The sequence below is a fragment of the Deinococcus metalli genome (assembly GCF_014201805.1).
GTDB classification, from domain to species: Bacteria; Deinococcota; Deinococci; order Deinococcales; family Deinococcaceae; genus Deinococcus; species Deinococcus metalli.
This window is the reverse complement of record NZ_JACHFK010000010.1, coordinates 26367-39470: the sequence shown is the minus strand read 5'-3', so window position 1 is coordinate 39470 and position 13104 is coordinate 26367. Positions and strand designations below refer to the sequence as shown.

General features: G+C 67.7%; 8 protein-coding genes. 1 reads left to right on the top strand and 7 read right to left on the bottom strand.

Annotated features, from left to right (window positions below):
* Nucleotides 1-3: 3 nt before the first annotated feature.
* Entirely contained in the window at nt 4-282 is a 279-nt protein-coding gene (locus tag HNQ07_RS17265) for a hypothetical protein (protein WP_184114053.1), read from the bottom strand.
* The gene (locus tag HNQ07_RS17260; RefSeq protein WP_184114051.1) at nt 279-887 is read right to left on the bottom strand and encodes a nucleotide-binding protein; all 609 of its coding nucleotides are present in this window, start codon (nt 885-887) and stop codon (nt 279-281) included. The genes HNQ07_RS17265 and HNQ07_RS17260 overlap by 4 nt, the downstream gene beginning before the upstream one ends.
* Nucleotides 888-4220: 3333 nt before the next feature.
* Here HNQ07_RS17260 and HNQ07_RS17255 point away from each other — a divergent pair.
* Nucleotides 4221-5621 carry a replication initiator protein A gene (locus HNQ07_RS17255; RefSeq protein ID WP_184114049.1) on the top strand — a complete coding sequence of 467 codons (1401 nt, stop codon included), beginning with the start codon at nt 4221-4223 and terminating at the stop codon, nt 5619-5621.
* 887 nt (nt 5622-6508) lie between these two features.
* On the opposite strand, the gene HNQ07_RS17250 is transcribed toward HNQ07_RS17255, so the two are convergent.
* Genes HNQ07_RS17250 through HNQ07_RS17230 form a run of 5 tightly spaced genes read right to left on the bottom strand, consistent with a single transcriptional unit; the run spans nt 6509 to nt 12983 of the window.
* Nucleotides 6509-7840 carry a four-carbon acid sugar kinase family protein gene (locus HNQ07_RS17250; protein WP_184114047.1) on the bottom strand — a complete coding sequence of 444 codons (1332 nt, stop codon included), beginning with the start codon at nt 7838-7840 and terminating at the stop codon, nt 6509-6511.
* Nucleotides 7837-8532, bottom strand: coding sequence for a class II aldolase/adducin family protein (locus HNQ07_RS17245; protein ID WP_184114044.1), 696 nt, complete (start codon nt 8530-8532; stop codon nt 7837-7839). Before HNQ07_RS17245 ends, HNQ07_RS17250 begins: the two co-directional genes overlap by 4 nt.
* Nucleotides 8529-9857 carry an amylo-alpha-1,6-glucosidase gene (locus HNQ07_RS24435; RefSeq protein ID WP_184114042.1) on the bottom strand — a complete coding sequence of 443 codons (1329 nt, stop codon included), beginning with the start codon at nt 9855-9857 and terminating at the stop codon, nt 8529-8531. The genes HNQ07_RS17245 and HNQ07_RS24435 overlap by 4 nt, the downstream gene beginning before the upstream one ends.
* A complete protein-coding gene (locus HNQ07_RS17235) occupies nt 9854-11230 on the bottom strand; it encodes a beta-N-acetylglucosaminidase domain-containing protein (RefSeq protein ID WP_184114040.1) in 1377 nt (458 codons plus the stop codon). Before HNQ07_RS17235 ends, HNQ07_RS24435 begins: the two co-directional genes overlap by 4 nt.
* Before the next feature lie 16 nt (nt 11231-11246).
* Entirely contained in the window at nt 11247-12983 is a 1737-nt protein-coding gene (locus HNQ07_RS17230) for an MBL fold metallo-hydrolase (protein ID WP_184114038.1), read from the bottom strand.
* Nucleotides 12984-13104 lie beyond the last annotated feature (121 nt).

Below are 13104 nucleotides of genomic sequence, written 5' to 3'. Positions count from 1 at the left end.
AAGTCAGGTCTCCCCTTCCTGAGCCAGGTACTGTTTCAGGGCGGCCTCCACGACCTGGTGGTGCTTCATGCGGTGGCGCACGGCGTGCAGCTTCAGCGCGGTGATCAGCTCCCGGTCGAGGAACGTGCTGTACTTCTCGCGCTCTGGCCCGGCAGCGGCCTCGGGCTCAGCAGCTACAGGGACGATTTCTGGTTTTCCGGTTTTCAGGTTTTCTTCCAAAGGTTCTTCGACCCGTGGCTGTAGACTTTCGAGCTTCTTTAACGCTCCACCGAATTTGCTCACGCCAGCACCTCCCGCATGATCAGTTCGTAGTCCATATGGGCCAGCTTGGCCCTTTGATCTCCCCTGACGTCCCGCACCCGTGTGCCGTTCAGGGCCGCCTTGTTGAACGCGCTGGCCCGCCGGATATCGCGGCTGAACACCGGGATGTCCAGTTCCATCAGGGCCAGCCGAGCTTCGTGACCATCGGTGCTCGGTGCCGGGGGAACGTCGGTGATCAGCACGCGGTAGTTCCCGATGCCCCGTTCGATGAGTGGGGCGAGCGTCTTGGGCAGCGCACGCAGACTCAGGGCGTCGGGCTTGGTGGGGACGATCAGCAGATCGACGGCCTGGGCCAGGGCCAGCAGATCACTCGCGTCCTCGCCGGCTTTGGTGTCAAACACCAGATACTCGTAGGGATCAAGGTCTGTTGCGTCGAGCGCGTCGATCGAGATAACGGTGCACGCCAGCCCTGGACCAGCACTGGCCCATTCGGTGGCGCTCGCAGTCTTTTCGTCGGCGTCGACCAGTAGCGTTGGCGCCCGGTCTGCCAGGAGGGTGGCCAGCATCACGGCTGTGGTCGTCTTCCCAACACCGCCCTTGTCGTTTGCAATCGCGATCCTGTACATATCTGAAGATTACTGAAATCCGCCTTTCTGGTAAACCCGTTTTCAGGTTTTCAGACGTCAGTGAGTTTGTATGCTGGTTACAGGTCGGCTGTCCTTACAGGGGGTGCGAGCCTATCTCCTCGTCGCTGGATGGGTGGCGGACGGTCTGTCACGGCCAATCCATCATGAATTCAACTTTTCATGATTTCAGTTTTTCTTGGATTCAGAGCGAGCACAGGCGTGTTCCGAAGCTGACGACAGGCTGTCATTTTGCACGCAGCGGTCTTCGCCTGCCGGAGCCATGAGGCAACGACACAGACGCATACCCGAATTCATGAAAAACAGAAGTGCGAACCGATAACCTGAATTCCTTTTTTCGTGAATTCAGGTATTTTTGTCGGTCCCGTATGGTAGGTGATGTCGAGCGCTGACTCAGCCGACCCATTTTCATCTGTATTTGCCAGAGTGTGCAGCGGTTCGAATCTGCGCCGTCTCACATCCTGTTCGGCCACTACCCGAAAACATCTTTTCTGTATTTCAGTTTTTCAGGAACAGTACCTGTTCAATGTCGATACCGTCTGACGATGAGGGGATTCCCGCAGTGAAGAGGTATCGAGCTGCGGCTGCATCCCGACTGCTTCTGGAGCACCGCGAAAGTTTCAACGGAAGCTATGGTTCGGAGCCGGCCCTTATTGTCTGTGTCTGCCATATTGGCCGCCCAACTGTTGACGTGCCCCACACGGTCCACCACTTGCCTTTTGCTAAATCACGAAAAACCGAAATCCGGTTTTCACGAAATACATGAGGTGGAGCATATGCTGTCCGTCATTCCTGATTCCGGGTAATCAGGATTTCACTTTAGTACGAATTCAGGATTTCATGAACTTTGGTGGCGTTTCGGGTACGCCATATCGCACCCAACACGTGGCCTACAGCGTGCTGGTGCCACCGCCACACAGGTTTGGAGGCCCAGCACCCGCTCCGGACCAGGCAGTGACAGGCCCACTGGACCAAAAACCCTGCGTGGCTCGGTTGTGTCACGTTGTCGGCGTGAGGGGCAACAACGGCGTCTCCAGCCCGCTGACACCCCGAACTTCGTTCTACGGGCCCTATGACGCTGCGCCAGACCATAGAGGCCTGTTGCTCCCATTGGTCACTATGAAGAGCGGGAACAGGACTGCGGGCCTGGTCACGCAGAAGTGTCATGCGGGCGTGCCAGACAAGAACACTGTGGGCAGGTCTGCTCGCCCTAACGACTCGCTGCGTCTTGGGCCAACCAGATGCCCATGAGGACGCAGGCTCGCTCCGGTTGCTGCCACCATGTGGGCTAACAGGAGAATCGCGTCAGCGTGAGGAGGCGCGCGTACCACTGCACCATCACTCGACAGGGTATCGGCATGCACGGTGACTCGGATGCTGTACTCGTCCGGTGGCCGACCATGACGGCCCGGGCCGTCGCCGCGTCGCGGTGGCATGATGGCCAGCGGTCAGGCCTTGGCCCTGATCTGAGACGACGTCTATTTGGAGACGCTGGAGCTGACCCTCCGCTATGGCGAAGCAGGCGAGCACCGGCAGGTCGCGATAGGGAAAAGTCTCATCACGGCACGGCAGAGCCTGCCCAGGCAGGAGTTCGTGATCGGCGGCCGTGACCCGGCGGCCGTTGAGCGGCTCCACCGGTTGTCTGCTGGCGCAACCGTGCCATACCCGGGGCACCGTGGCCTCAGGCAATACGCGGGGACGCAACCGAAACTTGAAAGCGCGAGGTTGAACGATGCGGCCCGGTACCCTGGTCACTCGGCGCTCGGGGCAGTCCGGGCCCGCGCAAAGGGGCGTGACGGTGGCCTACAGCGGCGGATGGTGTTGACTAGAATCCAGAGCCCTCAGCACCGATCAAGCAGCGGCACCTGCAAGGAGCCTCAGCCCCTGAATCCCGAACGCCTCTGGAACAACCGGACTTACCAGCGATGCTGATCAGGCCCTTGGGGGCATTGACCGGTCGTTGTGCATCCAAGAGCCCGGACGCAGCACGCCGTCGGGTACAGGACCCGTGGCCACGTGCAAACCTCACAGCAGGGCATGGTTTCACCTTGGTGCCGTGAAGCCAATCGCGCTAGAGGAGTCAACCCAGGTGGGGGAGACAGGATGAGCACCGCGTCAGAGGTCGTCCTGGCCCCCTGTCAAGTCTCGTGCGGCCCAGTGGCGGTGGTGACGCGCGATGACCCCGTCACGACCAACCCAGTGGCTGGGATGGCCCTTGGGATATCCTGAGAGCTTGCATGCCGAAGGCCGGGAGTCGTGACGACCTTGATTGAGCGGTCACACCGAACTGGGATACTGGAAAAGAGTGTAGTGACCATGGGAGACGTCGGCTGCAGTGGTGAGTGTCCACGGCAGGAGCACGCCGCATCTCACGGTGGTGAGTTGCGAACGCCGCCGGTCGAAGCCGGTATTCACTCAGACACCGCGAACCTCGGTGAGCATGGCGATGATGTTTGATTCTTTTAGAGATGTAAAAGATTTTAAATACACTGATGAATCATCATCAAGGCGCGGCGCTCGGCGCGTGCTGGACGCACTATTCTGGTGTAAAGGTCAGAGATGACCGATACTTTCAGCGATGAAAGGTCAGAGATGTCCGACCCATTGAGCACCGAAAGGTCAGAGGTGTCCGACACGGCAGGCGGCAAAGGGTCAGAGATGTCCGATACCTGAGGCCCGAAAAGGTCAGAGATGTCCGGTAGCCTGACCACCGGAAAGGTCAGAGATGTCCGATACCGCAGTGCCAAAAGGTCGGAGATGTCCGATAGCTGGAGCCCTAAAAGGTCGGAGATGTCCGATAGTCGTCGCCACCCCAGGAATGGTCACCGATGCATCAGGGTCGACCAGCAAATCTGCCGACCTGGCCGATGCCCACAGGCACGAGCTACGGGTGAAGGTCAGAGATGTCCGATACCTGCGTCCCTCCGGTCCAGGACCAGCTGACCTCAAAAGGTCAGAGATGTCCGATACCGTGCCGGCGAGGAGCAGGCAGAACGTTCAACGCGGGTGGAACGCCCTCCAGCACGCATCGCGGACAGCCCGGTTGCCACATCGCCTGGACTGTGTCAGGGGAGGGGAGAGGAGGGCAACTGGCGTCCGAAAGGTCAGAGATGTCCGATACCCGAGTGCCACCGCTCCAGCATCACCCTCCTCAAAAGGTCAGAGATGTCCGATATGCCTGCAGGTGTGGGGCACTGAGTGTTTGGCGTGCTGGACGAATCCGAGTGCCTGCACGGCAGATCTGTCGGTCCGTGCATGTGTGCCGAAGCAGCATGGATGTGCTCTATCATCTGGTCTCAGACACAGGAGGCCGGGGTGGCGCGGAGAAAGACTCAGGAGAAGCAGGCTCCCAAGCCCGCGGGGCAGTTGACCCGCATGGAGGAAGCCAATGTCGCGCGTCTGGGCCTGATCAGTATCCAGGAGCGCATCCCGGCGGACTTCACGACCTGGACCGTGAACTTCCAGGTGGACGGCCGGCCTGCCAAGCTGACCTGCATCGGCTCGCCGGATGTCGGCGGCGTGCCGCATGGTCTGGACGGCGACATCGCCACGGCCCTGATGGATCTCTACGTGGAGGCCGGGGCGCTCGGCGACGGACGCATCCACACGACGCCCTACCAGATCCTCACGCGGGCGGGCCTCGATACCTCGGGCCGCTACTACCAGATCCTCAACCAGACGCTGCTGCGCCTCCGCAGCACCACCTACAAGGCCTCGGAGGCGTGGCGTGACCACGGCCGCGGCCGCTGGACGACGGCGACGTTCAACTACCTGGCGGACTTCGAGTACACCAGTGACAGCGATCAGACGGAGCTGTCGAGCAGCAGCGCCATCACGATCCGGCTTGCCGATCCGATCGTCGCGTCCATCCGCGCGCAGTACACCAAACCGCTCGACCTGGAATTCCTGACCAGCCTGGAGCGTCCCCTGACGCGCGCGCTGTACCGCCTGATCGACGCGCGGCGGTACAACCCGCTCAGCCCGGACGAGCCCCTGATGGAGTTCACGGTGAGCGTCACCGAGTGGGCGGAGGCCTGCAAGATCCTGGAGCGCAAACCGACCCGCGTCCGGATCCAGCTCAAGAGCGCCCACGATGAGCTGATCGATCGTCAGTACCTGAGCAGCGCGGTGTATACCGGCCGCGGCGTCCAGCAGCTGCTCACATACACCTTTGCGGCCGGCCAGCCACGGCTGCCCGACTCGGCGCTGGTCGCGGCGCTCACCGCCGTGCAGGTCAGCGCGGCCGTCGCCCGAAAACTGATCACCGAATACGGTGAAGCCCACGTGGAGGCGCGGCTGGCGAAGTTCAACCAGCTAATGGCGCGCGGGTACCGGGCCAGAAGCCGTTCGGCACTGCTGGTCGACGTGATCAAGGACACCGAAGGCAAGTACCCCGACGAGCCGGAGGGGATCATTGCGCCGCGGGAGCGCCGCGCCGGGCCGGCGTACATGCCGAGCCTGGACGAGGCGGCCAGCGACGACGGTCCGCTGGAAGTCCAGGTCGAGGCGGCCATGAAAACGTTGCAGTTCCTGCTGAGAGAGCGCTTGAGCGTGAACGAGTACGCCCTGCTGCGCGCCGGCCTGATCGCCGGACAACCGGACATCAAGACGGCGACCCGTGAGGCGGCGGCGGCGAAAATCAGCGGGACGCTCGATCAGTACGCCGTGGATCTCCTCACCGTGATCCATGCGGCCCTGCTCCGTGCCCGCGCCTGACGGGCCGTGGCTCACGGCCATCAGCGTTACCGATGCTCCTTCATCGTCCCATCGCGAATACCGTGCCACACCCGCCCCACTCCTATGCGGTGAGTGGAAGCGCGAATGCAACGGGCGCGCTGGCCTGCAACAGAGAAAGGCGACCGGGAGGCCGCCTTTGATTTCTTCAACATAGCGCGGTATGCAGTGTCAGTCAACTCATGCATCCGGGTTGCTTCGATTGCGATGACGGCGGCCTGCTCTCCCGCACCGGTCACAGCGATGGGGCGATCAATTGACGCCATGGCACACACATTCCGGCCGGCCAGCGGCGCTTTACAAGGGAGCCGGCGCACGTCGCGGACGCTGAGCTACAGAAGACCGTTCAAACAGAACCGTGTGGGCAGGCCGCAGCGCTGGAGTGTCCGCCACGTGCCGTGCCGCGCAATCTGCCGCCCCGCACCGATCCCAACACAGGGGGTCATGGAGGCCCGGGAGACGCTTACGGTCGATTCACGACGCACGTTCTCTGAGGGATGATCCAGCGTCTGCCAAAGCGGCTGACGTGCGCCGACCGTTGCCTGTTTTGATTTCAACAGAGGGGCAAACATCGATGATCAATAAGAAACGACGATGAGCGTCGTGCCAGGACAGCGTTTCCCAGGCGGAGGTACCGCATCCATCTGTACTGGCCCAGCCACGCACTGGACGCGAGGATCGAATGGGAGGAGCCCCACCGGCGCGTCTGAGTTCAACAGCGCTGTCCAAGTAGCTGTGGCGCCGTTCCTAGCGGGGTGTGACATGCAGTCAAATGCAGGGACCGCAGGCGGCGCGAATGCCGGGCCGCGTGCATTCCTACAACCCCCTTGTTGTCACCACCATCACCGGTCTGCACCATGCCGGCGCGTTCAGTGCTCGGCGTACCCCGTGACCGGCTGCTCAAGCGCGTCCAGGGCAACTGCCAAGAAGTCCGGGCTGCCGAAGGAACCGGACTTCAGTACCAGCAGGACCCGCTGCTCCGGAGCGTAGGTGAGGGGCAGGCCGGGTTCGAGTTCACGGAGCACGAGGGTGTGTGTGACGCCCAGGGCGCGGGTGAGCGCCGCACTGGTATCGCCGCCCAGAGCAATCAGGCGGCCCGCGCCGCCCTGCCGCGCCGCCTCGGCAGCGGCCCCTGCCAGCACAGCAGACAGCCGGCGGCTGACCTCCGAGGCCTCCAGCCCCAGGTCGAGGCCGCGGGCCCGGGCCGCCACCACGTCGCCGGGTTCCTGGGGCGTGCGGATGAGCACCGGCTGGTCGGATGCGAGAACGGCGCCCGCCTGCCCCGCCAGCGTGGTCACCGCCGTGCCTGGCGCCGTCAGTGCGTGCTCCGGATCAAGCACGAATTCGGCGCCGCCGCCCGCCCGGAAGGCAGCGATCTGGGCGCGTGTCTGGGGCATGACCGAGCCCGCAACCAGCACCACCCGGCGAGGATGGTCGACCCTCATCCCCTCAGGCGGCCCGGGAGGTGCCACCGGCGGCCACAGGGGCGGCAGCTCCTCGGCCAGGGCGCTCGAGCCCAGGAAGACCCGGGCCCCGCTCAGGGCGACCGCCAGCGCCCGCAGATCGCCCTGCGTTTCAGCGTCCGACAGGACGTACCCGGCCCCCTTTGCCCTCAGCCGCGTGAGTTCGGTGGCCAGCGCGTGTGGCCCGGCGCGCACCGTTTCCAGAGACAGGCCCACCACGCCCCGTGACGTCTGGCGACCCAGATCCCTCACGAGATCGGCGTCGGTGCGCGGGTGAAAAGGATCGTGGGCGAACTCGGTCTGCGGCAGGGCCACGCCGCGGACATGGTGCTTACCGTGAACCGTCGTTCTGCCGTTCCGGGGAAAGGCGGCCACGGCGACGGCGCTCTCCTCGCCGAGCTCGTCCAGCAGGGCGTCGAACTCGGCGCCCACGTTGCCGCGGAACACCGAACACGTCTTCTTCCAGAACGTCTGGGCGCCGGCTGCGAGCAGGGCCCGGGTGGCCCGGCGCACCCGCGCGGCAGCGTCCTGCGGGGGGATCAGCCGGGAGTCGGTGTCGATGATCAGGGCGTCGGTGCGCTCCCGCAGCAGGCGCGACGAGAGCGCTTCCCAGTCAGCCCCGGCCGAGACGATCCGCACCACGTACCCGTGTTTCGCAAGCAGGCCGCCGATGTCCCCCGCGCCGGTGATGTCGTCGGCCACGACGCCGAGCGGCAGCGGCCCCGCGGCCGGACTCACGGTGACCAGCCGTGCAGGTCGGCGCGCAGGCGAGGCCGCGCTTCCCCGGCCGGGACGTGGAAGCGGTGGCCCGCGGCATGGTTGGCGGCGGCCAGTTCCGCCTCCGACAGCACCCGGGCCTGCCCGCGGGTGAGCAGCCACACGCGGGCCTGCTGTTCCAGCTCCTCCAGGCGGTCGAGCGCCTGCTCCAGGGTCTCGGCGTACACCAGCACGCCGTGGTTCTGAAACAGCAGCGCGTTCGCGCCCACGCAGGCCGCGTGTACCGCCGCGGCAAGTGCGGCCGAACCGGGAGGATGGTACGGCAGCAGCGGCGCGCGCCCCACCGTGGTCACCGCGTAGGAGCTGAGGATCGGCAGGACATTGCCGGACGTCGGCTCGGCCAGACACGACAGCGCCAGTGAGGCGTCGGCGTGCACGTGCACAGCGGCGTGGACATCGGGGCGCTGGCGGTACAGCGCCGCGTGGAAGCCCGCCTCCTTGCTGGGCGCCGGGCCGCTCACGTGCGCGCCGTCCGGGCCGCACAGCGCGAAGTCGTCCGCCGTCTGGCGCGCGCCCGCCCGCCCGGTGCCGCTCACCAGGAAGCCGCCCGGGTGGCGGTGGCTGACGTTGCCCCCGCTGGACGTGCTGAGGTGCCGGGCGTACACGTCACGGGCGACCCGGGCGAGCGCGGCTGGCAGGTCGTCCGGGCTCACGTCGCCCCCCCGCCCTGCGCCCAGCCCCCGAAGAACGGCACATCACCGCGGCCCACGGCCTCGTGGGCGTACACGTACATCGCCGCCGACCAGCTCTGGCCCGCGAAGCCGCTGGGGCGGCCGCTCACGCCGTGCGCCCACTCGGTGAAGTCCCAGTCCCTGCCCGGCGTTCTCGACAGGTGGTTGAGTTCCGCCAGGCGCCCGAGTTGCCGCCGCGCCTCGTCGTGGCGGCCGGCCGCGACCAGGGCGGCGACATAGAAGCCGCCGATCATCGGCCACACGCCGCCGTTGTGGTACTGGTCGGGCAGGTTCAGGTTGCGCAGGCGGTAGTACTCGCGCCAGTCGGAGTCGCCCGGCTGCACCGGCGGGTGGATGGCCCGCACCGGCCACGGCTGGTTGACGCCCGCCGACTCGATGTAGTCCAGGATCTTCGCGGTCTGCACCGGCGACGCCACGCCGAACACGATCGCCAGCAGGTTCCCGAAGGTGTCGAAGCGGTCGGCATACCCGCGAAAGGCCATGTACGGCAGGAAGTACGGCCGTTCCTGCAGCACGGTGGTGGTCAGCGAGATGGGGTAGAGCCACTCCTTGCGGTGCGCGGCCACCCAGTCCAGGTCCTTCGTGACCTCTGCGCCGACCCACAGCAGGGTGTTGATCTTGAAGCGGATGTCCTCGGCGCGGGCGAGGTCGGGGGCGGCGTCCTCGCCCAGGGCGGCGCGCAGGTCCGCGAGGGCGCGGTGGACGGCGTACCACAGCACGTTCGGCCACAGCGAGTTGTAGCGGTTGGCGAACAGGTCCGCCCAGTCCATCGCCTCGTGGACTTCCAGCAGGCCGCACCCGTTGGAATCCTGGTATTCCAGCCACGTGTACGCGCGCAGGACGTGCGGCCACACGCCGCGCAGGCGCGCCACGTCGCCGTCGGCGCGCCAGATGGCGTAATTGCCCAGGATGAACCACAGGCTGTTGTCGATGCAGCCGGCGTGGGCCGTGTCGACCACGACCTCCACCTCGCCGTCCGCCCCGGCGCCGTGCAGCGCGCCGCCGTGGGCGATCAGCGCAGGGTCCGGCACGCCGCTGAAGCCCACGTTGTGCGGGATGTTGCCCAGCCGTGACTGGTACGCCGCGAGCGTGCGCACCGACTGCCGGGCGATCTGCGAGCCGATTGGGTCGGCGCACAGCAGCAGACCCAGCGTGCACACCATCGAGTCGCGCGCCCAGACCTGCTTGTACGCGGTGCTGGAGCCGAGCAGGCCCAGTGGGCTGCCGTTGCCCACCACGACGGCCTCCGCCCGTGGGCGGGCCTGGTCGGAGAGCGGAGGCGTCACGCGCGCTCCATGGCCGGTGGAGTGGCCTGCGCCTCGGCGGCCCACACGCAGCCGCGCGCGAAGTGGTCGAAGGTATCGCCCGCCACCCAGTGCATGTTCGCGCGCACCCGCGGCAGTTCCTCGAGCACGTACTCGCGCGCCCGCGCGTCGTGCGGGTGGTCGATCGCTCCCAGCGCGTACGTCAGCACCCGCGCCCAGCCGGCGAGCTTGTGCACCCACGGGGCCAGTTCCCGGCGCAGGGCTGTGTTGGTCAGGTGGGCCAGCGTCTCGGCGGCCAGCTCCAGCGTCACGGCGGCGCGGCGCAGAGGCGCCTCGTCCGGCGAAACGGCGTGGGGAGCCGGGCGGCCGTCAAGCTCCGGGCCAGCTCCGGCCGGAGGGCCGCCCCGCGCGGCCCAGAACGCGTCGATCGCCGGCCACAGCGCGTGGTGCAGCGCGTGGCCCGGGAGCAGCGGACTGCGCCGCGCCAGATCCGCGAGCAGCAGCAGCGCCTCGGCCTCCGCCGGCGTGGCGGTCAGGGCCTGCGCGGCCTCGCGGGCGGCGCGGGCAGGATCGTACGCGCTGGGCTCCCGCAGGAAGGCGGCGACCGTGTGCAGGGTCAGCTTGCTCATCTCGGGGCGCTCGCCGGCATTGGCGAAGTACCCGGCCGCGTGCGCCGCGAGGTCCGGCGCGCGGCCCGTCAGCGGTCCCAGGTGGGGATCGAAGCGCATGTCCAGGTCGTTGACCGGCACGTTGTCCCACACCAGCGGCGCGCGGCGCAGCGCGGCCGTCACCGCCCGCAGGTCGGCCGCGTCCAGGGTGGGCGAGCAGATGTCGCGGCCCGTCCAGAACACGCCGATGGCCGGGTCGAGGTGCTCCCCCAGGCCGCGCAGGTACGCGCTGTCGCCGGACCCGTGGTACTCGGTGGGCACGAAAGAGAAGCTCCCCGGCGCGTCGGCGGCGAGGGTGTTGGCAAGCCATGCCTGGGCGTGGTCCAGCGTGCCGAAGGCGGCGGCGTCCTCACCATGGTCGAAGCGGTCCGGCAGGTCGTCGAGCAGCAGGGCGAACGATTCGATGCCCTGCGCCCGCGCGCCCACCATCTTGTGGCGCAGCGCCTCCAGGTCGCCGGGCCGGGTGTAGCCGAAGCCCACGGCGCTCAGGCCGAAGATGAACTCGGTGCCGTGCGTCCGCGCCCGCGCGGCGAGCTGCCCGAAGGCCTGCCACTCCACGGCGGTGTACGGCTCGCGCCAGCGGTTGCGGTGGATGGGGTCGTTTTTCGGCGCGTAGAGGTAGGCGCCCAGCCCCTGCGCGGCCATGAAATCGAGCATGTCGTGCCGCTCCGCCCACGTCCACGGTGGGCCGTAGAATCCTTCGATCACACCACACTTGGCCAGCATGACTCTCCTCGCATCGTCAGGGAACGGAAGTGGACGGACCGGACGGCGCCGGCACGGCGTAGGTCATCACCGGCGGCTCGCCCGGCGGGCCGCGCAGCACGATGGGAATGGTCTGAACCAGGCCGCTGAGAGGGAACCCGGCCCGCACCTCGCTTCCGGCCGGGACGGTGATGGGCTGCGGGCCGTGCCCGCCCACGGCCAGCTCGCCGTGGAAGTCCATGGCGGCGGGATTGGCGATGGCGATTTCGAGCGTGCCGCCCACGGTACAGGTGGTGAGGCCAATGCGCGACGTGTGGGGCTGGTGATCCGCATGCGCGCGGCGCAGCGCCTCGCCCCGCTCCGTGGCCTGGGCCAGCCACGCGTCGTCAGGCACCACCGGCGGCCAGTGTCCGCTGAGCAGCAGCGACGGCCGCAGGCGCGCGATCAGGGCAGCGCCCGCGACATAGTCGCCCTCCAGCACGTCGTTCTGGTACGTGTAGTTCAGCCCCAGGCCGTCGGCGTCGGCGTACTGGTCGCCGGTGAACAGGACGCGCTCGCCGTGGCCCTCGACCAGCACGGCGACCGCGTGCCGGGCGTGGCCCGGCAGGGCGTAGGGCGTGATCCGGAACTCCTCCCAGAAGGCCGGCTGCTCGAGGGCCAGCACGCGGTCCGGCGGCAGCGGCTCGAACCAGCGGCAGGGCAGCCGGTACGCGGTGGGCCGCGCGAGCACGTCGGCCAGCGGTTCCGGCGCCCACAGCCCCGCACCCTGCACGTCCCGCAGCAGCCCGATGCCCGCCACGTGGTCGTCGTGGGCGTGGGTGGGGATCACCGCGTCGATCTGCCGGACGCCGGAGTCCGCAAACAGCGTGGAGAGCGTGTACAGCCATGGCCGCCGCGCGTCGCGCCCGGTGGTGGGCGCCACTCCGAAGCTGAAGTCGTACCCGAAGTCGATCAGCACGGCACGGCCGCCCGCCGAACGAATCACGTAGCTCTGCGCCACGCTGGTCCGGTTGAGCAGCAGCCACGGCCGCAGTTCCTCGTACGGCCGGGCGCGCAGCTCCAGCAACCGGGGGTTGTGCCGCCGCAGCCGGATCAGGTCCAGCAGGGCCTGGGCGGTGGTCTCCAGCGCGCCGCGCTCCAGTGGCGGCCCGAAGGCGCCCAGCAGCACGTCGGGCTCCTGCGCGTGCAGGTCGAGCAGCGACAGGACGCTGCCCGCGAGGCCCTCGCCGCCGTTGTAGCTCCACATGGTGGCCGACAGCCGCGGCACCTGCCCGGCGCCCGAGAGCAGCGCTCCGGTGAAGGCGATCCGGGCGCCGCCCACGTCACACAGCAGCGTGCTGTGGCCGGGCGACGGACCGGGCGCGGGCCGAGGCGTGAGCCTCACGTCCCCGAAGGTCAGCGGGCGGTAGTCGCGCAGGGGGAGCGTCCGGACGGCCTCCGGCACGCCCAGGTGCAGCGGTCGCCCGTCGTAGGTGTTGTCCCCGGCCCACGCGGCGAGGACGTCCTGGGGGCGGTCCAGCAGCGGACGCTCGGAGTCCGGGGCATACACCGGCACGCCGAGCGCGCTCACGCGGGCGGCCCCGCCCGCCACGTCCGCGTGGCTGTGGGTGAGCACGGCAGCGACCGCCCGGAGGCCCACCTGCGGCAGCTCGTCCAGCACCGAGCCGTCCCCGACGTTCACCAGCAAGGCCGCGTCGCCGCCGGCCCGCAGCACGTAGGTGTGCGCGGTGCTGGTGTGGCGCCATACGCCGGGCACGACCTCGAGAAGCGTCACGGCGCGGCACCTGCGTCGGCGTCAGCCCGCCCGCGCCCGCACAGGACGTGGTGCGTCACCACGCGCCCGTCCGCCACGGTCTCGCTCCGGCTCCCGGTGCCGCACCCGGAGACCATCTGTC

Bases quoted from the DNA above. Each gene is read 5' to 3' on its own strand.
- HNQ07_RS17260 (WP_184114051.1), bottom strand. From the start codon at position 887: ATGTACAGGATCGCGATTGCAAACGACAAGGGCGGTGTTGGGAAGACG.
- HNQ07_RS17235 (WP_184114040.1), bottom strand. From the start codon at position 11,230: ATGCTGGCCAAGTGTGGTGTGATCGAAGGATTCTACGGCCCACCGTGG.